General features: G+C 72.1%; 13 protein-coding genes and 1 pseudogene. 9 read left to right on the top strand and 5 right to left on the bottom strand.

Annotated features, from left to right (window positions below; translation table 11 throughout):
• Position 1: 1 nt before the first annotated feature.
• The 4 genes from CP984_RS01470 to ppk2 form a co-directional block, all read right to left on the bottom strand.
• Complete coding sequence (locus CP984_RS01470) at positions 2-820, bottom strand: FAD/NAD(P)-binding protein (protein ID WP_030183222.1); 819 nt, start codon at positions 818-820, stop codon at positions 2-4.
• Positions 817-1293 carry a cyclic nucleotide-binding domain-containing protein gene (locus tag CP984_RS01465; RefSeq protein WP_003980538.1) on the bottom strand — a complete coding sequence of 159 codons (477 nt, stop codon included), beginning with the start codon at positions 1291-1293 and terminating at the stop codon, positions 817-819. Before CP984_RS01465 ends, CP984_RS01470 begins: the two co-directional genes overlap by 4 nt.
• Complete coding sequence (locus CP984_RS01460) at positions 1290-2465, bottom strand: 4Fe-4S dicluster domain-containing protein (protein WP_030183226.1); 1176 nt, start codon at positions 2463-2465, stop codon at positions 1290-1292. The genes CP984_RS01465 and CP984_RS01460 overlap by 4 nt, the downstream gene beginning before the upstream one ends.
• 164 nt (positions 2466-2629) lie before the next feature.
• Positions 2630-3424 carry a polyphosphate kinase 2 gene (gene ppk2 / locus CP984_RS01455; RefSeq protein WP_030183228.1) on the bottom strand — a complete coding sequence of 265 codons (795 nt, stop codon included), beginning with the start codon at positions 3422-3424 and terminating at the stop codon, positions 2630-2632.
• Positions 3425-3722: 298 nt separating this feature from the next.
• On the opposite strand from ppk2, the gene CP984_RS01450 reads away from it, so the two are divergent.
• The 7 genes from CP984_RS01450 (at position 3723) to CP984_RS01420 (ending at position 11990) form a co-directional block, all read left to right on the top strand.
• Positions 3723-5192, top strand: a complete 1470-nt coding sequence (locus CP984_RS01450) for a serine hydrolase domain-containing protein (protein WP_100246501.1) — start codon at positions 3723-3725, stop codon at positions 5190-5192.
• Between the two features lie 110 nt (positions 5193-5302).
• Complete coding sequence (locus tag CP984_RS01445; protein WP_003980542.1) at positions 5303-7351, top strand: APC family permease; 2049 nt, start codon at positions 5303-5305, stop codon at positions 7349-7351.
• 105 nt (positions 7352-7456) lie between these two features.
• Positions 7457-9190, top strand: a complete 1734-nt coding sequence (locus CP984_RS01440; RefSeq protein ID WP_003980543.1) for a GAF domain-containing sensor histidine kinase — start codon at positions 7457-7459, stop codon at positions 9188-9190.
• Positions 9191-9255: 65 nt separating this feature from the next.
• Complete coding sequence (locus CP984_RS01435) at positions 9256-9840, top strand: Rv1733c family protein (protein WP_003980544.1); 585 nt, start codon at positions 9256-9258, stop codon at positions 9838-9840.
• Between the two features lie 167 nt (positions 9841-10007).
• Positions 10008-10379: a substrate-binding domain-containing protein gene (locus tag CP984_RS01430; protein ID WP_317985633.1), complete on the top strand. Its 372-nt coding sequence runs from the start codon at positions 10008-10010 to the stop codon at positions 10377-10379.
• 115 nt (positions 10380-10494) lie between these two features.
• Positions 10495-10812, top strand: a complete 318-nt coding sequence (locus CP984_RS01425) for an NIPSNAP family protein (protein WP_003980545.1) — start codon at positions 10495-10497, stop codon at positions 10810-10812.
• A gap of 374 nt (positions 10813-11186) precedes the next feature.
• Positions 11187-11990: a BPL-N domain-containing protein gene (locus tag CP984_RS01420; RefSeq protein ID WP_226048585.1), complete on the top strand. Its 804-nt coding sequence runs from the start codon at positions 11187-11189 to the stop codon at positions 11988-11990.
• A gap of 524 nt (positions 11991-12514) precedes the next feature.
• Here the strand turns inward: CP984_RS01420 and CP984_RS01415 are convergent.
• Positions 12515-13234, bottom strand: a complete 720-nt coding sequence (locus tag CP984_RS01415) for an SDR family oxidoreductase (RefSeq protein ID WP_030183246.1) — start codon at positions 13232-13234, stop codon at positions 12515-12517.
• 652 nt (positions 13235-13886) lie between these two features.
• On the opposite strand from CP984_RS01415, the gene CP984_RS01410 reads away from it, so the two are divergent.
• The gene (locus CP984_RS01410) at positions 13887-14957 is read left to right on the top strand and encodes a cytochrome P450 (RefSeq protein ID WP_226048584.1); all 1071 of its coding nucleotides are present in this window, start codon (positions 13887-13889) and stop codon (positions 14955-14957) included.
• Positions 14958-15324: 367 nt separating this feature from the next.
• A pseudogene (locus CP984_RS01405) lies at positions 15325-24855 on the top strand (SDR family NAD(P)-dependent oxidoreductase); the annotation flags it as partial.
• Positions 24856-24858: the final 3 nt, after the last annotated feature.

Below are 24858 nucleotides of genomic sequence, written 5' to 3'. Positions count from 1 at the left end.
CTCACAGCTCCTTCACGGCCAGAAGGGGTTCGGCGCGGTCCCAGCCGGTGACCGGTCCGTCGCGGCACAGCAGGAGGGGGCCCAGCTGGCAGTGTCCGCAATTGCCCTCCCCGCAGCGCATGTTGCGCTCCAGCGACACCTGGATGCGGTGCGGCGGGACGCCCGCCCGCACCAGGTCACCCGCGGTGGCGTGGATCATCGGCTCGGGCCCGCAGACGAAGGCGCAGGTGTCGGCGGGCGCCCACCCGCCACGCCCCAGCAGCCGGGTGACCACCCCCACGTCTCCGCGCCAGCCCGCCTCCGGCCGGTCCACCGTGACCGCCACCCGGGCGGCGGCGCCCCAGTCCCGGGTCTGCAACCGGTACAGGAGGTCGCTGGGCGTACGGGCCCCGATCAGCACGGTCAGCCGGCCGTAACGCCCGGCCTCCGCGAGCACTTCCAGAATCAGGGGCCGCAGCGGCGCGAGCCCGATACCGCCCGCGATCACCAGCACGTCGCGCCCCACGGCCTGCTCCAGGTCCCAGCCGGCACCGTAGGGGCCCTGGACTCCTACGCTGTCGCCCACTTTCACCTCGTACAGCGCCCGGGACACCGCCCCGACCGCCCGCACGGTGTGGACCAGGGCCGGTTCGCCCAGCGGCAGCCCGGACACCGACACGGGAATCCCGCCCACACCGAACGCGTGGAGCATCGCGAACTGCCCCGGACGGAAGGGCCTCAGCGCGGGGCCTCCCGGAAGCAGCTTGAACGTGGCCACGTCCGCAGTCTCCGGACATCGCCGTACGACGAGGTAGGGGAGGGGCGCACCGCCCGCGTTCATCGTGGCAGCCCGCTCCCGTACGGCCCGTACAGGTCCAGCAGCCGGGTACGGGCGCACTCCAGCCGGTGCCCGATGACCTCGGCGACCGCCAGCACCAGCGCGTGCCCCAGCTTCGGGTCCTCCCGGCACAGCCGGCGTACGGCTTCGGCGTCGAACTCCCAGGCCCGTACGGGGCTCTGGGCCTCGGCGCCCAGGTGCCAGTTGCGCGGGGGGAAGAGCCAGGACCAGCCCACCAGGTCCCCCGGCCCGAGGGTTTCGATCACCGCGGCCCGGCGGCCGGGGACGTGGAGGTCCAGCACGATGCTGCCGGTCCGCACGATCCAGAACCGGTCGGCGGCGCGGCGCTCCTCGAAAAGCCGCGCACCCGCCGGGAAGGACACCTCGTGGGCCAGTCCCATCAGCCGGACCCGCTGGTCCTCGGTGAGGGCGTCCAGCCGGCAGATCATGGTCTTCAGCCCGCTCCTGGTGGTCATGACGGTGCCTCCTCGTCGGTGGCTCGCGAGCCCTGGTCCTCCGCGTGGAGGGCGGCGGCCTCTTCGGTGATGTCGATGCCGGCCGGGCACCACACGATGCAGCGCCCGCAGCCGACGCAGCCCGATTCCCCGAACTGGTCGTGCCAGGTGCCGAGCTTGTGGGTGAGCCACTGCCGGTAGCGGCTGCGTGCGGACGCGCGGACCGGGCCGCCGTGCAGGTGGCTGAAGTCCAGGTCGAAGCAGGAGTCCCAGCGCTGCCACCGCTCCGCGTGGTCGCCGGTCAGATCGGTGATGTCCTCGGTGGTGGTGCAGAAGCAGGTCGGGCACACCATGGTGCAGTTGCCGCAGGTCAGGCAGCGTGCGGCGACGTCGTCCCAGCGGGCGGCGTCGTGCGAGCCGGCCATCAGGGTGTGCAGGTCGACCGGCGGCATGGCGCGCTCCATGTGCTCCGCGGCGGCGGTGACGGCCGTACGGGCGGCGGCGCGTGTCGCCGGGTCGCAGGTACGGCGGGGGAGCCGGGCGAGAACGCGTTCACCGGCCGGGCTTCCCGCCCGGGCCCGGAAGCGGTGCCCGTCGCCGTCCAGCACTTCGGTCAGGGCCAGGTCGTACGCGGGCGGACCGTCCTCCCCGACGCCCGGGCCCGTGCCCATCGACGTACAGAAGCACGTGGCGCCCGGATCGGTGCACTCCACGGCGACGATGAACGTACGGTCCCGGCGGCGCCGGTAGGCGGTGTCCGCGTGCGGACCGCCGCCCAGCACCCGGTCCTGGATCGCGATGGCCCGCAGATCACAGGGCCGCACACCGAGGAACGCGTACGTCGGTGGCTCGCCGTCCTCCGCACGGAAGGCGAGCCGGCCCCGGGTGTCCCGGTCCACCGCCCACAGCCGCTCGCGCTGCGGGTGCAGATACGCCTTCCACGACTGTGGCCCGGCACTGTGCGCGAAGATCATCGCGTCCGGGCGCCGCACCAGCCGATACCGTCCTGCCTCCAGCTCCACACCGCAGCCGTGCGGCAGGTCGTCCGCCGCGGACAGCTCCGCGAGGACGATCGCGCCGTCACGAAGGGTGGGCCCGATGACGGTGTGCTCCTCGGCGAGGACACCGACCAGTGTGGCCAGCCCCTCCGACGCGGAGATCACCGCGTCCTGTACGGGTGCCCTGTGGGACATCGGCGCCTCCTCGGCAGCGACCGCCGGGTCCATGCCCTCATCGTCGGGCCGACAGCTCCTGCGGGGAGGGGGCCGAACGGCCCTGGCGCGCGCCGCCCGGCCCGGAGGCCACCGGCCGTGACGGGGGCGGGTCACGGAAGCAGTGCCGTCCCTGCCCCGGGGCATCAGCCCGGCACGGGATGGTCCGGCACACGCGTCTGCGACTCCCTCGGCGGACGCCGGTAGCCGGTGGACGGCGGCCGGGGCGGCAAGGCGAGCGCCGGTTCCCGTACCTCGTGATAGGGGAGCGTGGACAGCAGGTGCGCGATCATATTGATACGGGCCCGCCGCTTGTCGTCGCTCTCGACGACGTACCACGGGGCCTCGGGACGGTCCGTGTGGGCGAACATCGTGTCCTTGGCACGGGAGTACGCCTCCCACCGCGTGACCGATTCCAGGTCCATCGGGGACAGTTTCCAGCGCCGCGTGGGGTCCTCCAGGCGGCTGCGGAACCGCTGTTCCTGTACGGCGTCGCTCACCGAGAACCAGTACTTGCGCAGCAGAATCCCGTCCTCGACCAGCATGCGCTCGAAGACCGGGCACTGACGCAGGAAGCGCCGGTACTCCTCCTCGTCGCAGAAACCCATGACGTGCTCGACCCCGGCCCGGTTGTACCAACTGCGGTCGAACAGCACGATCTCACCGGCGGTCGGCAGCCGCTCCACATACCGCTGGAAGTACCACTGCCCCCGCTCCCGCCCGGACGGCGCGGGCAGCGCGACGATCCGCGCGACCCGCGGGTTGAGGTGTTCGGCGACGCGCTTGATCACACCGCCCTTGCCGGCCGCGTCCCGTCCCTCGAAGACGACCACGAGCCGGGTGCCCTCGGCGCGCACCCACTCCTGAACCTTGACCAACTCCGTCTGAAGGCGCAGCAGTTCACGCTCGTAGGCCGCTCTGCGCAAGGTGCCCGCCCTCAGGGCGGAAACTGTCGCCGGAGCCGCGACGTCTTTGTGCTTCTTGCCCACTGCCTGCCCGACCTTCCTCCAGCGCTCGCCGTATCGGAGGTCCTCCTGGAGAGGCGCGGGTCCCTCCGGACCGAACCCTCTCCAGGCAGATCCCCTCCTTCGCCTGGTGCGGCTCGTCCTCCCCACCCTGGCGTCGACGCGGGTTTCCCGCTCCTGGGCCGGGTGCTTCTTTTTCTGCTCTCCCGGCCCCTTGACGGGCGGCAGCGCGCGCCCGATAACTGCGGCCACGCGCCGGAGGTGAGGAGGAGCCATGCTTCGGAAACTCGCGAGCGCGACGGAGGAATGGGTCGCCGGGATGCGCAACCGCCGACCCGTCGGAGGACTGGCTGTGGGAGTGGTGCACGACGGCCGTCTTGAGCACCTCTCCATGCACGGGTTCGCCGACGTGGAGATGCGCGAGCCGGTCGGCGACAACACGGTCTTCCGTGTCGCCTCCATCAGCAAGACCTTCACCGCGATCGCGGTGATGCAGCTGTGGGAGCGGGGCCTGGTCGACCTCGACGCCCCCGCTGCGGACTATCTCAGCGCCTACCCCCTCATCCCGGCCAGGCCCGGTTACCGTCCCCCGACCCTGCGTCACCTGCTGACCCACACCGCGGGCGTGGGCGAGCTGCGCACACCGGCCGACCTGCTGCGGCCCAACGCGGGGGAAGGCGTACGGGTGGGCCGGCCACTGCCGTCGCTCGCCGAGTACTACCGCCGCGGCCTGCGGATCGACGCGGAGCCGGGCACGCAATGGACGTACGCCAACCACGGATTCGCCACCCTCGGCCAGATCGTCGCGGACGTCAGCGGCGAGCCCTTCGACCACTACCTGCGCGAGCACGTCTTCACCCCCCTCGGCATGACCGACACCGACCTGATCCGCGCCGCACACATCCTCGGGCGCCTGGCGACCGGGTACGAACTGCGCGCCCGCGGCCTGAAAGCGGTCACCGACCGGGAGCGGGCGACCCCCGGTGCCTCGTCCGTCTACTCGACCCCGCGGGACATGGCCCGCTACCTGTCCGCACTCCTCGGCGGCGGCACCAACCAGCACGGCTCGGTCCTCGCCCCCACGACCCTCGCCACGATGTTCGACCCGCACTACCAGCCCGATCCGCGCGTGCCCGGCATGGGCCTGGCCTTCTTCCGCGGTGCGGCCGACGGGCACCGCTTCGTCGAGCACCAGGGCATCCTGCCCGGCTTCACCTCGCAGATGTTCGTCGCCCCGGACGACGGGCTCGCGGTGTTCGCCCTGACCAACGCCGCCCACCGCGCGCTGCTGTGGCTACCCGGCGAAACCGAGGCGCTGCTGCGCCGCCTGCTCGGCCTGCCGGAGCAGACGCTCCGCACCGATGTGCCGCACCGCCCCGAACTGTGGGGCGAGCTCTGCGGCTGGTACACCCTCGCCGGCCGGATCACGGACGTACGGGCCCGGGCCCTGGCCGGGCCCGCGGTGGAGGTGTTCGTCCGCGGCGGCCGGCTGATGCTGCGGAGCCTGATCCCCGTACCTCTGCTGCTCCGGGGCATCCCGCTCCACCCCGACGACGAAGACGATCCCCACGTCTTCCGGATCGACCTGTCGCGGTACGGCATCGGCAAGGTCAGGATCGTGTTCAGCCGCGGGCCGGAGGCCGGTACGTACGCGCTGCACTTCGTGCCCGTCCCTCTCTCCCTGCACAAGAGCGCGGTCACCCGGGGCGTTCGTGCATGCCTGACGCGGAATACGACGCCTTAGCGGGAACGGGTGACGCCGCAGGTCGGCGGCCGGTCGTTCCCGTCCGACACGCGGGCCGGGCGGCCGAAAGCGTCGCCTTCGGAGCCGGTCGCACGCCCTAGGATCGCCGCATGCCGAAGCTGCTGGACATGGTCAAGCGCATCGTGATCGGCCGGGCACTGCCCACGGAAGACGTCCAGGAGACGCTGCTGCCCAAGCGGCTGGCGCTGCCCGTCTTCGCCTCCGACCCGCTGTCGTCGGTCGCCTACGCCACCCAGGAGATCCTGCTGGTCCTCGCCCTGGGCGGGCTGGCCTACCTGTATCTGGCGCCGTGGGTGGCGGTCGCGGTGGTCGTCCTGATGGCCGTGGTCGTGCTGTCCTACCGCCAAGTGGTGCACGCCTATCCGTCGGGTGGCGGCTCGTACACCGTGGTGTCCACCAACCTCGGCCCGTCGGCGGGCCTGGTGGTAGCCGCCTCGCTGCTGGTGGACTACGTCATGACGGTGGCGGTGTCCGTCGCTTCGGGCGTGGACAACATCATCTCCGCGCTTCCGGCGCTGCACACGTACCGGACGCTGATGGCGGTGCTGTTCGTGGCCCTGCTGGCCACCCTCAACCTGCGCGGGGTGCGCGAGTCGGGGCGGGTCTTCGCCGCCCCCACGTACCTGTTCATCACCGCCATCCTCCTGATGTGCGCCACCGGCCTGCTGCGCTGGCTGCTGGGCGACGCGCCGGTGGCGGAATCGGCCCGCTACGGCATCCAGGCCGCACCAGGCCAGGACGACCTGGCCCCGCTCGCACTGCTGCTCCTGGCGCTACGGGCCTTCTCCAGCGGCTGCACCGCGCTGACCGGCGTGGAGGCCATCGCCAACGGCGTCCCGGCCTTCCGCCGGCCGAAGTCCCGCAACGCCGCCACCACGCTGGCCGTCATGGGCGGCGTGGCGGTGGCGATGTTCTCCGGCATCACCGCCCTGGCCCTGATCAGCAAGGTCCACATCACCGAGCACACCTGCGACCTCACCCCCGCCGTGACCGACTGCGCCCACACCCCGCAGCGCACCGTCATCGCCCAGCTCGCGGCGGCGGTCTTCGGCGGCCACGGCTTCGGCTTCTTCTTCGTCCAGGCCGCCACCGCCCTGGTCCTGGTCCTCGCCGCCAACACCGCGTTCAACGGCTTCCCGCTGCTCTCCTCGGTCCTGGCCCAGCACCGCTACCTGCCACGCCAACTGCACACCCGCGGCGACCGCCTCGCCTTCTCCAACGGCATCGTCTTCCTGGCCCTGACCGCCGGCGCCCTGCTGTGGGCCTACCACGCCTCGGTGACCAGCCTCATCCACCTGTACATCCTCGGCGTCTTCACCTCCTTCACCCTCTCCCAGGCGGGCATGGTCCGGCACTGGAAACACGCCCTGGCCACCGAGCGGGACCCGGCGGTGCGCCGGCGCCACCACCGCGCGCGGGCGACCAACGCCGTGGGAACCGTGGTGACGGCATCGGTTCTGGTGATCGTGCTGGCCACCAAGTTCACCCAGGGCGCCTACCTCGCGGTGATCGCGGCGGTGGTTCTGTGGCTGACGATGCGCGCGATCCACTGGCACTACACCACCGTCGCCGACGAGCTGAAGGCCGTCGACCCCGCTGCCGACCTGCGCTCACCCACCCGCGTACACGCCGTCGTCCTCGTCTCCCACCTGCAACGCCCCACCCTCCGGGCCCTCGCCTACGCGCGCGCCACCCACCCCGACATCCTGGAAGCCCTCACCGTCATGGTCGAACGGGAAGAAGCCGACACCCTGCGCTCGCAGTGGGACAGCCTCGGCGTCGACGTCCCGCTGCGGATGCTGCGCTCGCCCTACCGGGAGATCACCCGGCCGGCCGTGGCGTACGTACGCTCCCTCGGCCGCGCCGGCCCCCGCACGGTGGTCAGCGTGTTCATCCCCGAATACGTCGTCGGCCACTGGTGGGAGAACCTGCTGCACAACCAGTCGGCGCTGTGGCTCAAAAGCCGGCTGCTCTTCGTCCCCGATGTCATGGTCACCAGCGTGCCCTGGCACCTGACGTCCTCACACCGCAGGCGGCACCGGTCACCGGGGCAGGCCGCCGGCTCGGTGCGCAGGGGAGAGCCACCGTGGCCGGGCACGGCCGTTGACACGTGCGGCACAGGAGACTCCCCGCGGTGAACCAGAAGAACTGCCCGGCCCGGCCAATCCCCGGAACCGCACTGGCGGCCTCCCCGGGCTCACCCGCACGGAATACGCTGCCCTCAGAGTCCGGAGGTGAGAGCCATGACGGACAGGGCCGACGGGAGCGCGCGGCCGACACCACTCCCGCTGCCGCAGTTGCGCCTGGATGCGCTGCTGGAAGAGCTGCAGTCCAGGCTGGACGCCGCGCGTACCGTACAAAGCCGCATGTACAGCCTGCTGGAGGCGGTGCTCGGTGTCGGGCGCGAACTCGAACTCTCCGAAGTCCTGCGGCACATCGTGCAGGCTGCGGCGACCCTCACCAAAGCCGAGTACGGCGCGCTGGGCACCGTCGGGCAGGGCGCCTACCTGTCCGACTTCCTGCCCGTGGGCATGACGGATGAACTGATCGCGCGCATCGGGCCGCTGCCCGAGGGACACGGCATCCTCGGGGAACTGATCCGCCACCCCGAATCCCTCCGCCTGGCGGACCTGACCCAACACCCGGCGAGCCACGGCTTCCCCGAACACCACCCGGCCATGCGCACCTTCCTCGGCGTGCCGATCCGCGTCCGAGGAGAAGTCTTCGGCAACCTCTATCTCACCGAGAAGCGCGACGGGGCGCTCTTCGACGCCGACGACGAGGCCGTGGTGTCCACCCTTGCGGTCGCGGCCGGAGTCGCGATCGACAACGCGCGGCTGTACCACGAGAGCCTGCGGCGCGAACAGCGCCTGGAGGCCCTGGGGGAGATCACCCGCAGCCTGTTGTCCGGCGCCGGCATCGATGAGGTACTGGGCCTCATCGCCCGGCGGTCCTTGGAGGTCGCCCAGGCCGACTCCGCCGCCGTACTGCTGCCGCGCGACGCGGACGGGCTGACCGTCGAGGTGGCATCCGGCGCCGGCGCCGCCCTCATGGCCGACGCCGTCATCCCGTCCCAGGGCTCCCTGGTCGGACTGGCGGCCAGAACCGGCGAGCCCGTCGTGACGAGGGACATCCGTACGGACCCCCGCGCCTACGCCCTGCCCGACTTCGGCCAGGGAAGCGGCCCGGTCGTAGCGGTCCCCCTGACGGTAGGCGAGAACACTTCGGGCGCCCTGCGGCTGAGCCGGTCAGCCGGCCGGCCGCCCTTCGACGCCAGCGAGGTGCGGCTCGTGTCCGGGTTCGCCGGACAGGCGGCGCTCGCTCTGGAACTCGGCCGTCACCGGAAGGAGGCCGAGCAGGTGGCACTGCTGCACGACCGCGACCGCATCGCGCGCGACCTCCACGACCTGGCCATTCAACGGCTGTTCGCGACCGGTATGACGCTGCAGAGCGCCGGGCGGCTCATCGACCGGCCGGAGGCGGCCGACCGGGTGGGCAGGGCCGTGGACGACCTCGACGAAACCATCAAGATCATTCGCTCGACCATCTTCGAACTCCGCTCCGAGAGGGCCCCCGGGGCCGGGCGGGGCCTGCGCCGCCTGGTCGCCGACGTGGTCACGGCCGCCGCGGAACCGCTCGGCTTCTCCCCTTCGCTGAAGACGGAGGGCCGCATCGACACCGACATTCCGGCAGCGGCCGGTGAACACGTCCTGGCCGTGCTGGCGGAAGTCCTCAGCAATGTCGCCCGGCACGCGGACGCCCGGCACGCGGACATCACGCTCAGCGTCGCCGACGAGGTGGTCCTGGAGGTCGTCGATGACGGAACCGGTATCGGCGGCAGCGCCGCGGGCAGTGGACTGGGCAACATCCAGCAGCGAGCCGAACTCCTCGGCGGACAGGCAGACGTCCAGGACCGGGGGCCAACCGGCACGCACGGAACCCGCGTCACCTGGCGCATCCCGCTCCAGCCCGCCTGACGAGCCGGCCCGCTCCTCCACGCCGCCGGTCACCACCTCGTGCATGCCGAAGGAGGTGTCGCCCCATGCGCACCGCGAAAAGGTGGTGGCGCTGGCGCCGTAACCCGTTGCGCCGCAGGGTGGACGTTCTCGAAGCCTGGCTCGGCCTGTTGACCGCACTGCTACTGGCCGTCGGCGCCCCGGCAGCAGGCTTCGGCGCAGCATCCTGGGCCTACGAGACACAGAGCCGGACCGTACGGGAGCAGCAGCGGACACGCCATCCGGTGCCGGCGGTGCTGATGCAGGACGTAACGGCACGCAGATCCCAGCAGGCCGGCGCAGCGGACGGCGGATACCCGACAAAGGTCCGCTGGAAAGCGCCGGACGGTTCGTTCCACACCGGAGATACAAAAGTGAGCGCCGGCCAACGAAAAGGCACCCGCATCACGGTATGGGTCCTGCACAACGGCCGCCTCACCGAGAAACCCCTCGACCACAACGACGCCCTGTCCACGGCCACGGCAACCGGAATATGGGCCGCAACGGGCACGGGCACGGCCGTCTTCTCAGTCGCGTGGTGGATCCGCCGCATTCTGGAGCGCCGGCGTTTGGACGCCTGGGAGAGGGAGTGGGGTGAGGTGGGGCCCATGTGGCGGCGGCGGACGGGGTGAGTGGGGGCGGATAACCACTTGGTCACACTCGGACACCGCCGCATCGCGTTCGTCACCGCACGCTTCAGCCCGACCACGCAGGCACCGGACGCAGGGCGGCGGGAAACAAGCGTCTCCCTTTCCCTTGCCGCTCCTGATGGCCTCCGCTTCGGGGTCCTCCCTTACGGATCGGCAGGCTGGGCGGACGCCTACGACACCGTGCTGCGACGCTGCCGAGAGGCCGGAGCAAGGCCCTGTTCGTCCACTCCGACAGCGAGGCCATCGGCATGGTGGAACGGGCTCCGGACCGCGGCCTCACCGTGCGCGGGGGCCTGGCCGTCGTGTCGTACGACGACGAAGTCGCCGCGGCCTCCGGCCCGCCCTTGACCGCAGTGCGCACACAGAGACGCCGACTCGGCTCACAGGCCGCCGAAACGGTCTTGGCACGTATGGCCGATCCGACGAAACGCCCCACTCACTGCCTTGAGCTGTGGCCGACCCTGGCGGTCCGCGCGTCCTGCGGTGGCGAGGAGCGGGCCTCTTCCTCGTCCGACGGGTGACGGCGCGGCGGGACTCCGGCTACGGGCGCGACCTGGGCGTGCGGGCGCGTAGCGGGTGTGGCAGGCCCCGGTCCTCTTCCTCGCGCGTTAGCCTCGAAACGTGATTACTTGCGTGGTGGAATACGTGATCGATCCGGCGAAGACCGAATCCTTCGAGCGATTCGGTCGCCGCTGGATGGAACTGGTGGACAAGCACGGTGGCACGCACCACGGATACTTCCTGCCGGCGGAAGGGGCCAGTGACAAGGCACTCGCCCTGTTCAGCTTTCCCAGCCTCGCTGCCTACGAGGAGTACCGATCCCTGTTCGGCAAGGACGCCGAGTTCATCGACGCGGACCGGATCAGGGACGAGAGCGGTTGCGTACTGCGCTATGAGCGCACATTCATGCGCCCACTGCTCCCCGGATCACCCCGGCCGGCCCCGCCCGCCTGACCGGCCGGCAGCATCCGTACCCCCGTACGGAAACGCCCGTATCCCCGTACGGAAGTCAGCCCGCGTCCGGCTGAAGGACTTCCGCGTTCCGCCGCGGCATTTGGAAGCCGAGCGCGGTGAGCGGACCGCGAACGGCAAAATCAAGCGCGATGCCGTCGTGAGGACGTTCGCAACGCTGATCAACGAGACGTACGACGCGAATGACGACGCGGCGATCGCGCACCACGTCCGCCAGAGGCCGGACTAGGGAGGAACGGCCGACCTGGCACCAAGCCCCGGCCCAGGACGACGAAGATGGTCGGGTGCGGCATCAGGCAGCGGGGTCAGTTGTCACTGCCGTAGCACTGCCAGGACATCGCGAGGGGGAGCGGACCATGCCCGACAGGGAATCGAGCGTCGGCCCACGCGCGGCCGTTATGGACCGGCGTCGGCTGCTCTTCGGCATTCTCCCGGCCGCCGCCCTGCTGGTCACCGGCTGCGCCCGGTCGGATGCCGACGAGCGGAAAGCCCGACCGCCGCTCGCGCTGGTCTACAACGGCCCACAGGGCTGCACCGATTGCGCGCCGGCAGTGGCCGACTTGCTGCGCCGGGCACCGCGGCCGTTCGAGGTCACGTACGTGGGCCCCGGCACCGGAAAGCCTCTGACCGCCTCCGCTTTGGCTGCGGCGCAGCTGTACGTCCAGCCCGGGGGTGGTGCCGATCTGGCGAGAACCTGGCGGGACCTGCGCGATTCCGCCGATGTGGTCCGCGACTGGATCCGGGCGGGCGGCAGCTATCTGGGTCTGTGCTTCGGTGGCTACCTAGCCGGGCGCGATCCGGGCTTCGACCTGCTGCCAGGCGACACGTACGGGTACGCCGGTTCGCCCGGCTCATCGGTCCCCGACGACCGTGACACCGTGGTGAAAGTGGACTGGCAAGGCAAGCCGCGGCATATGTACTTCCAGGACGGGCCGGCTTTCCTCCTCGACGACGGCGCCGACGCCACCGTCCTGGCGACCTACGAGAGCGGGGCCGCCGCCGTGGTCGTCGCCCCGTACGGCAAGGGCCGGGTCGGGGTCAGCGGCCCCCACCCGGAGGCCGACGCCTCATGGTACGCAGCGGAGGAATTGCGCAACCCCGACGGCGTCCGCTTCGACCTCGCCCACGAATTGATCGAAGCGACCACTGGGCGACGGTGAACCCGGCCCCGCTGATCGTGTATTTCTCTCCTGAGGGGAGATCGCCAGCTGATTTGGGCGGCGCCTGGCGGTGACATCCGGACACGGGGCTGGGGGAGTGGCGTAGAGATCGCTCTTCTTTTCCGTGTGAAGCCACAGCAGGCATCTCGCCGCGCAGGGCAGTGCGGCTTGCTCGTTGCTGCGAGCTTTCGGTCAACCGAATGCCCTGGGCCAGTCCGGCGGACCGTCCTGTTTTCGGGCGACGGGTGGGTGTGACGGACCGGTCGGCTCGGTACGTCGTGCTTCAGAGAAGGGGAAAGTGAAACCTATTTCGGGAGTTGCGAACGGGTACCCGGCCGCGCACTGACCAGGTGGCCAGGGCCATCCAGTGGGCGAGTTGGAGGAATGCGTTGTGCATTCGTGTGTGACTGCCCGCAGTTGGACCCGCAGCTCTTGTGGAGCTCGTACCGCACGCCCGCCTGCTGCCACCTTCGGGGCGAGCGCATCAGTAAGCACCGCAGCAGTTCGAAGAACCCAGAAGCGCCCTACCGCCCGCCGAGACTGCTTCCGCCGTCGACGTCGAGGACGTGGCCGGTGATGAACCCCGCGTCGTCGGACAGCAGGAACGACACGGCCGCGGTGACGTCGTCGGGAGTTCCCAGGCGTCCCAGCGGTATCGAGGCGATCGCCTGGCGTTCCGCTTCGCTGCCGACGGGCCGCGTGCGGCGGAACAGTTCGGTCGCAGTGGGGCCGGGCGAGACCGCGTTGGAGGTGATGCCGTCCGGCGCGAGCTCCAGGGCCCAGGAACGGGTGCACCCCACGAGTGCGCTCTTGGCCGCCGCGTAGGAGGTCCGGTTCCTGGCACCGTACGTCGCCCGCGAGGTGATGTTGACGATGCGGCCGAAGCGCTGCGCGCGCATACCCGGCAGCAGGGCCTGGACGATCTGGACCGACGCGCGCAGGTTCAGGTCCACCACCTGCTGCAAGGTCGCCAGGTCGAGGTCTTGGAGGGCCTGGGGCTGAGCGATCCCGGCGTTGTTGACGACCCGGCAGATCGCGCGTTCCCGAGTGGCCTCTTCCAGCATCTGCGCGGTGGCGTCGGCGTCGGAGAGGTCGCAGTTCAGGAACAAGCCGGGGAACTCCCCCGCGGGCGCGTTCCGGGCGACGCCGATCACCTCGTACCCCGCCTTCGCGAGCCGCTGGGATATCGCGAGCCCGATGCCCTTGCCGGCGCCGGTGACCAATACCCGCGATACCTCTGACATGCCACTCACCTTGCTCACCGGTCTTCCGCTAGCCGTTCCTGCCCTTGCTCTTCCCATAGTCTGTATCACCCCCTCGCGTGGCCGACGGCTCACGAACCGGTACGGCCGCGCCGATCCCCCTGCTGCGCGCATGAGTGGTTCACAACGGTGCGCCCGGACTGGGCCTCCACCACGACCGCGGTGAAGGCCGATCGGGGCTTCCGGGCGTGGGCGCTCGCCGACGGGGGCGAAATACGTCGGGAACCGCAGCGATTCGCCCTCCTGCCCCGGCGGTCACCTCAGGTAGACACGGCGCCCGCTTGCCGGCCAACGAACCGGGTGTAGACATCCAGAAGCCCCCGGCAACACCCTCCCGACGCCCCAGAAGGTCAGCATCGGCACAGTCGCAGCCCCCCCGGGCGATTTGGACAGATGGCTGAATTCCGACCTCATCCGCCCTCAACGGGACTCTAGGGAAAATCGGGTATCACCAGTCATACGATCGTCCTCGACCTCCGAGAGAGCCGAGGTGGCGACCATGCGCGACCAGAGCCCGTTGCGGGCCGAGACGTGGCCGATGTCTCGGACCTGCCCGTTTTCTCCGCCGCCGGAATACGCCGGCTTGCGCGAGCGCCCCGGCCTGCCCAGGGTGACGGGCCCGAGCGGACGTACCGTGTTCGTTGCCGCACGCCATGAAGACGTCCGCGCTGTGCTCGGCGACGCCCGGTTCAGCTCCGACCGCTCGCACCCGGACTTCCCGTGGATGCGCGTCGGCGAGACCGTTTTCCCCGGCTTCAGGCCCTCGCTGATCGAGATGGACCCGCCCGAGCACGGCCCCGCCCGTCGTGCGGTCGCCGGCGAGTTCACCATCCACCGCATGCGGGAGCTGCGCCCCAAGATTCAGCGCATTGTTGACGGTCTGCTCGACGATGTGCTGGCCGGTGCCAAGCCCGCCGACCTGGTGTCCGCGCTGGCCGTGCCGCTGTCCGGTCTGGTGCTGTGTGAGCTGCTCGGGATCCCGACCGGTTACCGGGAGGAGCTCACCACCAACACCGCGGTGTTGGTGGCCCACGACTCCGCTGATGCGGATCGCGCCGAGTCCTTCCGCTCCCTGAGCGAGTATTTCGACGCGCTGTGTGCCACGAAGATGACCGAGCGGCCCGGGGACCTGCTGGGCAGGCTGGCGGGCCACCGGCTCTTCAGCGGTGACGAGAGTCGCTGGGCCATGGTCGAACTGTGCATACTCCTGGTCGTCGCGGGCCTGGAGACCACCGCCACGATGACCGCACTCGGAATCCTGGCTCTCCTCGAACACCCCGGCCAGCTCGCCCTCCTCACCGCCGACCCGGGCCTGACCCCGGGAGCGGTGGATGAATTGCTGAGGTTCTTCTCCATTGCCGAGCTGTCCCTGATGCGCCGCGCCACGGCGGACGTTGAGATCGGCGGCACTCTGGTACGTACGGGTGAGGGCGTCGCCGCCCTGTCCGCCGCCGCCAACCGCGACCCCGCGGTCTTCGCCGACCCGGACACGTTCGATGTCACCAGGGACAACCGCAGGCATCTGGCTTTCGGTTCGGGACCGCACCAGTGCCTCGGCAAGAACCTGGCCCGGATGGAGCTGCGCATCGTTCTCGATACCCTGTTCCGGCGCATCCCCACTCTCCGCCTGGCCACGCCACGCGACGAATTGCGCTTCGTCAACGGCTCCGGGTTCTCGGTATCGGCACTCCCGGTCACTTGGTGACGGAGACGAAAAGCGCCGACCGTCAGTCGTGTGTGCATCGAGTTGGGGGAGAGGGCTCGTTCAGGCGCGTACCTTGGACTTGTTGTGTAATTTGAGATTTGAGTTCCGGGTGGGGGCGCATCGTCCTGCTGCCCGGTGATGACCAGTGCGGCGGTAGAAAAGCCCGACAGCAGGCCGAAGTTTCTGGTGAAAGCCCCAGACTTCGGTCGGTTGGAGGTGTTGTGCGGAATGAGTCGAGGCGCTCATCATGCTGATGCACCTCGTTTTATCGGCGTTTGGTTAGCTGGTCGCGAGTTCGGTGAATGATTTTGCGCCCAGGGTAGCCGACACAGTCCACACTGCTCTGGGAGGGCACCGGATGCCGGGCGAACCGATCGCGATTGTGGGAATGGCGTGCCGTTATCCGGGCGGAATAGCCGATCCGGAAGCGCTCTGGCGTGTGGCCAGGGACGGGATCGACGCGATCGGCGAGTTACCGGACGACCGGGGCTGGGACCTGGCGGCTCTCTACGATCCCGACCCGGACCGGCCCGGTACCTCCTACGTCCGGCACGGCGGCTTCCTCTACGATGCCGGCCATTTCGACGCCGAGTTCTTCGGGCTCTCCGCCCGCGAGGCGTTGACCACCGATCCGCAGCAGCGCCTCCTGCTCACGACGGCGTGGGAGGCCCTGGAGAACGCGGCCATCGATCCCACCTCGCTGCGGGGCAGCCGCACGGCCGTGTTCGCCGGGTCGATGATGCATGACTACGCGCCCCGGGTGCATACCGTCCCGGACGGGCTGGAGGGGTACCTGATCACCGGGAACACCTCCAGCGTGGCGTCCGGCCGAGTGGCCTACGTGCTCGGCCTCAACGGCCCCGCGGTCACGGTGGACACCGGCTGCTCCTCGTCGTTGGTGACCACTCATCTCGCGGTGCAGTCGCTGCGTCTCGGCGAGTGTGACCTGGCCCTGTCCGGCGGGGTGACGGTGATGGCGACCCCGGAGATGTTCGTGGAGTTCTCGCGGCTGCGGGGCCTCGCCCCGGACGGCCGGTGCAAGCCGTTCTCCGCGACGGCGGACGGTACGGCCTGGTCCGAGGGCGTCGGAATGCTCGTACTGGAACGGCTCTCCGACGCCCTGCGTCACGGGCACACCGTGCACGCGCTGGTGCGCGGCACCGCGGTCAACTCGGACGGGGCCTCCAACGGGCTCTCCGCACCCAGCGGACCGGCTCAGGAACGGGTGCTGCGGGCGGCGCTGGCCGACGCCGGACTGTCCGAGGCGGACGTCGACGCGATGGAGGCACACGGCACGGGCACCAGGCTCGGCGACCCGATCGAGGCACGGGCGCTGCTGGCGGTGCACGGCCCCCAGCGGGCGCGCTCGCTGCTGGTGGGGTCGGTCAAGTCGAACATCGGGCACACGCAGGCCGCTGCCGGGGCGGCGGGCATCCTGAAGATGGTGCACGCCATGCGCGACGGCGTGCTGCCGCGCATCCTGCACCTGACCGAGCCCAGCCCGCACGTGGACTGGGAGTCCGGCAGGGTCAGCCCGCTCGCGGAGGACACACCGTGGCCGGAGACCGGACGCCCGCGCCGGGCCGGGGTCTCCTCGTTCGGCATCAGCGGCACCAACGCCCATGTGATCCTGGAACAGGCGCCGGAACCCGCGCCCGCCGCGGCACCGCGACCGGCGTCCGCGGTGCCGCTGCTGCTGTCCGCACGGTCGGCGGAGGCGCTGCGGGAGCAGGCCGGCCGGCTGGCCGAGCGGCTCCGCCAGGACCGGGTCGGCCTGCTGGATGCAGGATTCACGCTGGCGACCGGCCGGGCCGGGTTCGAGCACCGGGCCGCCGTCGTCGGCCGCGACCGGGATGCGTTGGTGCACGGACTGGACGCGCTCGCCGAGGGCGGTTCGGCACCGGGCACGGTCCTCGGGTCACCCTGCCGGGACACCGGTCCGGTGCTGTTGTTCCCCGGCCAGGGCACGCAGTGGACCGGGATGGCCACGGAACTGCTGGAGTCCAGCCCGGTCTTCGCCGGGCACATGGCGGCCTGTCAGGACGCGTTGGCGCCGTACGTGGACTGGAACCTGGGCGACGTGCTCACCGATGCGGACGCGCTGCTCCGGGTCGATGTGGTGCAGCCCGCGCTGTGGGCGGTCATGGTGTCGCTGGCCGGACTCTGGCGGGCACACGGGGTGCGGCCGGCCGCGGTGGTGGGCCACTCCCAGGGCGAGATCGCGGCCGCGACCGTGGCCGGAGCGCTGTCCCTGGACGACGGGGCGCGGATCGTCACGCTGCGCAGCAGGGCACTGCGGGCGCTCTCCGGTACGGGCCGGATGCTGTCGGTGGGGCTGCCGAGAGCGGCGGTCGAGGAGTCGATGGCCCGCTGGGGCGAGGATCTCTCGGTGGCCGCGGTCAACGGGCCGCGCTCGACGGTGGTCTCGGGCGCAGTCCAGGCGGTCGAGGAGTTCGCCGCCGTACTGGTCGCCGAGGGCAAACGGGCGCGCCTGCTGCCGGTGGACTACGCCTCGCATTCGGCGCAGGTGGAACTGCTGCGCGCGGAGCTGCGCGAACTGCTGGCGCCGGTGACTCCGATGGCGGCCGAGGTTCCCTTCCACTCGACCGTGACCGGCGGCCCGGTGGACACCACCGGGCTGGACGCGGACTACTGGTACCGCAACCTGCGCACCACGGTCGAGTTCGAGGCGACGGTGCGCGGGCTGGTCGCCGCCGGGCACACCACGTTCCTGGAGTCGAGCCCGCATCCGGTGCTGGCCGGCGGCGTACGGCAGATCCTCGGTGACTACCAGGAGGACCACGACGGGGGCGGCGTGGTGCTGGAGACCCTGCAACGGGACGAGGGTGGTGCCGACCGCTTCCTGCTGGCGGTGGCCGAGGCAGCCGTACACGGTGTGGACGTGCACTGGAACGGGCTGTTCGACGGCGCCCGGAGTGTGGAGCTGCCGACCTACCCGTTCCGCGAGCAGCGGTACTGGATGCTGCCCACCGCCGCCTCCGGGCCCGTCGCCGGGCACCCGATGCTGGACTCGGTGGTCCAGCTCGCCGGCGGTGGCCTGGTCGCCACCTGCCGGCTCTCTCTCACCCGGCACCCCTGGCTGGCCGAGCACGGGGTGCGCGGCACCGTACTGCTGCCCGGCGCCGCGTTCGTCGAACTGGCGCTGCACGCGGGGGAGCGGGCGGGGCTGCCGATGCTGGACGAACTGGTCCTGGAGAGCCCGCTGGTGCTGTCCGAGCGGGGCGAGACCGAGTTGCAGATCGCGATCGGCGAGACGGATCCGGGCTCGCTGGCGATGTACGCCCGGTCCGCGCCGGACGCGCCGTGGACCCGGTACGCGACCGGGGCGCTCCGGGCCGCGGAGGCCGGCGGCGCGACCCTGACGGAGTGGCCGCCGGCCGGTGCCGAGGAGATCGACCTCGACGGCGAGTACGCACAGCTCGACGAGCGGGGTTACGAGTACGGGCCGGCCTTCCAGGGGTTACGGCGGGCCTGGCGGCTCGGTGCGGAGCGTTGGGCCGAGGTCGAGCTGCCGGTAGATCCCGGGCGGTTCGGCCTGCACCCGGCCCTGCTCGACGCCGCGTTGCACCCGCTGCTGCTGGATGCGGGGGACGCGCCGGTGAGGTTGCCGTTCTCCTGGAGCGGGGTCGCACTCCATGCGGTCGGGGCCACAGCGTTGCGGGTGCGGCTGACTCCGCAGGGCAACGACTCGTTCGCCGTGGCGCTCGCCGACGCGGCGGGGGAAGCCGTTGCCACGATCAGCGCGCTCGCGCTCCGGCCCGTGGGGCCCGTACGGGCGGGGACGGCGGGCGTGGACCGGGCGCTGCACCGGCTGGACTGGGTGCCGGTCGCGCGGCGGCCCGCCCCGGCGATCGTGGACGCGCCGATCGTGGACGCGCCGATCGTGGACGTGGCCGGACCCGAGGAAGCACTGGCGCGCGTCCGCGAGTTCTTGGGCTCCGACGACGAGAAGGCGTCGGGCGGGCCCCTGATCGTGCGGACCCGTGGTGCGGTCGCGATCGCCCCGGAGGACGACCAGGGCCCCGACGCCGCGGCGGTCTGGGGCCTGGTCCGTACGGCACGTACCGAACATCCCGGCCGGTTCGTGCTGGTCGACCTGGACCGCCCTGGCGACACCGAGGACGACGGCTCCGCCCTGGAACTGGCGTTGGGCACCGGTGAGCCGGAGATCGCCGTCCGGGGCGGGCAGGCGTTCGCGCCGCGGCTGGCCCGGGTGACGCGGACGGGGGACCGGCCCGCCCTCGCCGGCGGTACGGTGCTGATCACCGGCGGGACCGGCGTACTCGGCCGGGAGCTGGCCCGGCACCTGGTCACCGAGCACGGGGTGCGGCACCTGGTGCTGGCGGGGCGGCGGGGCGCCACGGCGGAGCTGGAGTCCGGTCTCGAGGACCTGACCGGCACCGCCGAGATCACGGTCGCGGCATGCGACGTCGCCGACCGGGCCGCCCTCGCCGAGCTGCTCGCGGCGATCCCCGCGGACCGCCCGCTGACCGCGGTGATCCACGCCGCCGGGGTGCTGGACGACGGCACGGTGCGCTCCCTCACCGCCGAACGGCTGCACGCGGTGCTGCGGCCGAAAGTCGAGGGCGCGCGCAACCTGCACGAGCTGACCGAACACCTCGACCTGGCCGCGTTCGTGCTGTTCTCCTCCGTGGCCGGTGTCCTCGGCACGCCGGGACAGGCGAATTACGCGGCCGCCAACGCGTGGCTGGACGGGCTGGCGCAGCACCGCCGCTCGCGGGGGCTGCCCGCTTCGTCGATGGCGTGGGGACTCTGGGCTCAGGACACCGGCATGACCGGGCGGCTGGACGACACCGACCGGGCCCGGCTGCGGCGGACCGGGCTCGTGCCGATGTCCCGCGAACACGGGCTCGCACTGTTCGACGCGGCGCTGGGCAGCGACCTTGCGTGCACCGTGCCCGCCCGTTTCGACCTGGCCAACGTGCGTGCGGCGGGCCCGGAGCGGGCTCCGGTGTGGGCCGGGCTGCTCGGTGTCCGGCGGAGCGCGGCCCGGCCGGCCGCCGTGGCCGCGGCGCCCGTGTTCGTCTCCGGTGGCGAGCGGTCGGTGCTCGATCTCGTACTGGCCACGGTGGGCTCCGTACTCGGCGTGGAGCGCCGGGTGGACCCGGCGCGGGCCTTTCGCGACATCGGCTTCGACTCGCTGTCCGGGGTGGAGCTGCGTAACCGGCTCACCGCCGCGACCGGGGTGCGGCTCCCCGCGACCGCGGTGTTCGACCACCCCACCCCCACGGCCCTGGCCGGGTACCTGTCCGGGCAGCTCCCCGACGCGGTACCCGGCGGCCGGACACCGGTCGCCGGGCCCGGCTCGTACGACATGGACGACCCGGTGGTGCTGGTCGGCGCGAGCTGCCGCTTTCCCGGCGGGGTGTCCACCACGGACGAACTGTGGGAGCTGCTGGCCGCCGGGCGGGACGCGATCACCGAGTTCCCGGCGGACCGCGGCTGGAACCTCGACGAGGTCTACCACCCGGAGCCGGGCCGTGGCGGGCGCAGCTATGTGCGCCACGGCGGATTCCTGGACGGGATAGCCGAGTTCGACAACGGCTTCTTCGGTGTCGCCCCGGCCGAGGCGGTCTCGATGGACCCGCAGCAGCGCATCCTGCTGGAACTGGCCTGGCACGCGCTGGAGGACGCCGGGATCGACCCGACCGCAATGCGGGGCACCCGTACCGGTGTCTACCTCGGGCTGATGGGCAACGACTATGCGCGCCGCGCGCACCGGACGCCCGAGGACCTCACCGGCGACGTATCGATCGGCAACGCGGGCAGCGTCGCGTCGGGGCGGCTGGCCTACACGTTCGGCTTCCACGGCCCGGCGATCACGGTGGACACGGCGTGTTCCTCCGCGCTGGTGGCGATGCACCAGGCCGCGCAGGCGCTGCGGGCCGGTGAGTGCACGGTCGCGCTGGCGGGTGGCGTCACGGTGCTCACCACACCGACGCTGTTCGTGGAGTTCTCCCAGGTGGGGGTGCTCGCCCCGGATGGCCGGTGCAGGCCGTTCGACGCGGCGGCGGAGGGGACCGCGTGGAGCGAGGGCGCCGGCCTGCTGGTGATGGAGCGGCTCTCCACCGCGCGCGAACGGGGCCACCGGGTGCTCGCCGTCCTGCGCGGCTCGGCACTCAACTCCGACGGCGCGTCCAACGGCCTGACCGCGCCGAACGGATCGGCCCAGCAGCGGGTGATCCGGGACGCGCTGACCGCCGCGGGCCTGGCGCCCGGTGAGGTGGACGCGGTGGAGGCGCACGGCACCGGCACCCCGCTCGGCGACCCGATCGAGGCCACTGCGCTGCTGGCGACCTACGGGCAGGACCGGGAGCGGCCCGTGCTGGTCGGGTCCGCGAAGTCCAATCTCGGGCACACCCAGGCCGCGGCGGGCTTGGCGGGTGTGCTCAAGATGGTGCTGGCCATGCGGCACGGCCGGTTGCCCGCGACTCTGCACTCGAATGCCCCGAGCCCGCACGTGAACTGGGACGACGGCGCGGTGCGGCTGCTGGACGAGCCGGTGGACTGGCCGCGCGTGGACCGTCCGCGCCGGGCGGCGGTGTCCTCGTTCAGCCTCAGCGGCACCAACGCGCACGTGATCCTGGAGGAACCCGAGCCCGAGCCCGAACCGGAGCCCGCGACCGCCGCAGCCCCGCCGCTGATCCCGTGGGTACTCTCCGCGGCCACTCCGGAGGCGCTGCCCGCGCAGGCCGAGGCCCTGCTCCGCCGGCTGAACGAGGGCCGGCTGACCGACGAGGACGGGAACGGCTCGCCGTCCGCGCTGGACGTGGCGTACTCGCTGGCCACCACGCGGGCCCGGCTGCGTGCCCGCACCGTGGTGCTCGGCACGGACACCGGTGAGCTGACCGCCGCGCTGCGGGCCGGGACCGGCATCACCGGAGCGGCGGCCGACGGCGCGACCGCGTTCCTGTTCCCCGGCCAGGGAGTGCAGTACGCGGACATGGCCACGTCGCTCCGGGAACGGGTACCGGCGTTCGCGGCGGCCCTCCAGGAGATCGCCGCCGAGCTGGACCCGCTGCTGGACCGGCCGCTCGCCGAGATCCTCCGGGACGGACCCGGGGAACGCACCGACCATGCGCAGGCCGCGGTGTTCGCGGTACAGGTGGCGGTGTTCCGGCTGCTCACCACGCTGGGGGTGCGGCCGGACGCGGTGGCCGGGCACTCGGTCGGCGAACTCGCCGCGGCGCACGCCGCGGGCGTGTTCTCGCTGGCCGACGCCTGCGCACTGGTGGCCGCGCGCGGGCGGCTGATGCGCGAACTCGGCGGCGAGGGCGCGATGGTGGCGGTCCCGGTACCGGAAGCCGACGTGCCGGAACTGCTGCGCGGCCGCGAGGACCGCGTGGCGCTGGCCGCGGTGAACGGGCCCGCCTCGGTGGTGCTCGCCGGGGACGCGGACGCGGTGCGGGAGATCTCGCAGCGGGTGGCCCACGCGCACCGCCTGGCGGTGCCGCACGCGTTCCACTCCCACCACATGGACCCGGTTCTGGACCCCTTCCGGGAGGTGCTGGCCGGACTGGACTTCCGGACACCGGAGATTCCGGTCGTGTCCTCGGTGACCGGCGCACGGGTCACCGAAGAGCTCCGCGACCCGGAGTACTGGGTCCGGCATGCGCGGGAACCGGTGCGCTTCCACGACTGCCTGCGCGCTCTGGACGCGGCGGGCACCAGCACCTACCTGGAGCTGGGACCGGGCGCGACGCTCAGCGCGCTCGGCCAGGAGGCGCTGGGCGGTGACGGTTTCCTGCCGGTGCTACGGCAGGACGCCGACGAGGTGCACGGCCTGCTGACGGCGTTGGCGACCGCGCACACCCGGGGGGTCGACGTGGACTGGGCGGCCTGGTGCGCGGGCGGGCGGACGGTGCCACTGCCCGGTTACGCGTTCACCCGGCAGCGGTTCTGGCTGCCCGACGACGACGAGGCCGCCGCCGACCCTCTGCTGCACGGTGTCGAGTGGCCGCCGCTGCCCGTCCCCGGCCCGGTCGCCGACGCGCCGGGGCCGTGGCTGGTGGTGGCCCCGCCGGGCGCGGACTGGGACCGGCTCACCGAGGACGTGGCGGGCGTACTGGGCGAGGGGACCCGCACCGTGCGCGGCGATGCCGTGGACGGCGAGCACTGGGACCGGCTGCTGCCCGACCTGCCGGGCGGCGGCATCGTGTCCCTCCTGGCGATGGCCGAGGGCCCGGACACGCCGCGGGTGCCGACCGGCCTGGCCGCCACCCTGGCGCTGCTGCGGGCGCTGCTCTCCAGAGGCGCGGACACGCCCCTGTGGTCGGTCACCAGCGGCGCCGTACGGGCCGACACGGCGGACACCGTGCCGCATCCGGAACAGGCCGCCGTGTGCGGGCTGGTCCGGGTCGCGGGCATGGAAGCGCCCCGGCTGTACGGCGGCCTGGTGGACCTGCCGCCGCGACCGGCCGTGGAGGACCTGGCCGCGCTGCCCGCCGCGCTGGCCGCCAGGGACGAGATCGCGATCCGGGACGGGCGGCTGTACGCCAGGCGCCTGGTCCCGGTGCCCCGCACCGAACCCGCCACGACGGAGCCCATCGGCACCGTGCTGATCACCGGTGGGCTGGGCGGCATCGGCGCGCACGTCGCCCGCCGGCTGGCGGTCCGGGGCGCGGAACGCCTGCTCCTGGTCGGCCGTCGGGGCGTGGACACCCCTGGCGCGACGGAATTGCGCGCCGAACTCACCGCGCTGGGTACCGAGGTCGAGATCGCCGGCTGCGACGTGGCGGACCGCGAGGCGCTGGCCGGGCTGCTCGCCGGGCGGTCGCTCACCGGTGTGGTGCACGCCGCCGGTGTGCTTGACGACGGGGTGCTGGAGGCGCTGTCCGAGGACCGGCTGGCGCGGGTGTTCGCGGCGAAGGCGGACGGCGCGCGGTTCCTGCACGAGCTGACCGCCGGCCGGCCGCTGCGCTTCTTCGTACTGTGCTCCTCCCTGGCCGGCACCGCGGGCTCACCGGGACAGGGCAACTACGCCGCGGCCAACGCCGTCGTGGAAGCGCTGGCAGCCCATCGACAGGCCGGCGGCCTGCCCGCGACGAGCCTGGCGTGGGGCCCCTGGCTGGACACCGGGATGACCACGTCCTGGCCCGTCGGCCCGCAGTCGGACAGCGGCGCCACGCCGATGCCCGCCGACCGGGCGCTGGACGCGCTGGAGCGGGCACTGTCCGGCGGTGCGGCGCAGTACGTGGCCGGTGCCGTGGACTGGCCGCGGTTCGCCGCCGTACGGCCGGGGCGCCTGTGCTCCGGACTGCCGGGCGTGGGCGCGGACACCGGGCCCGAACCCGCGAGCGCGCTGCGGGAACGGCTGGCGGCCACCGAGCCGCAGCGGCGGTCGTCGGTGCTGCTGGAGCTGGTCACCGCCCGGGTCGCCGTCGTTTCGGGCCGGCCGGCCGAAAGCCTGGACGCGCACCGGCCGTTCAAGGAGCTGGGCCTGGACTCGCTGGCCGGGGTCCGGCTGCGCAACCTGCTCGGCGCGGACACCGGAGTGCCGCTGGCGGCCTCCGCGGTCTACGACCATCCCACCGCCGCCGCGCTGGCCCGGTACCTCGGCGACGCGCTCGGTGTCGACGAGGGCGACCCGGCCGAACGGGTCGTGCTGGACCGCCTGAGGGAGCTGGAGGCGGCCCTGCTCCGGCGGCCGCCGTCCGCGCCCGTCCCCGAGGAGATCACTACGACACTGCGGCGCCTGCTGCGCAGCCAGGAAGACGGCGCCGCCGATGAGCAGACCGCGGTGCCCGACCTGAGCGGCGCCACGGACGACGAGATGTTCAGGCTGATCGACGGAGTGCTCGACGACGCGAAAACGGACACCGGTCGCACTGCCGGCCGTGCCACGGACAGGAGTTAGCCC

Origin of the sequence: Streptomyces rimosus (assembly GCF_008704655.1) — a bacterium.
GTDB classification, from domain to species: domain Bacteria; phylum Actinomycetota; class Actinomycetes; order Streptomycetales; family Streptomycetaceae; genus Streptomyces; species Streptomyces rimosus.
The sequence above is the reverse complement of the archived record's forward strand: the minus strand, read 5'-3'. Positions and strand labels throughout refer to the sequence as shown.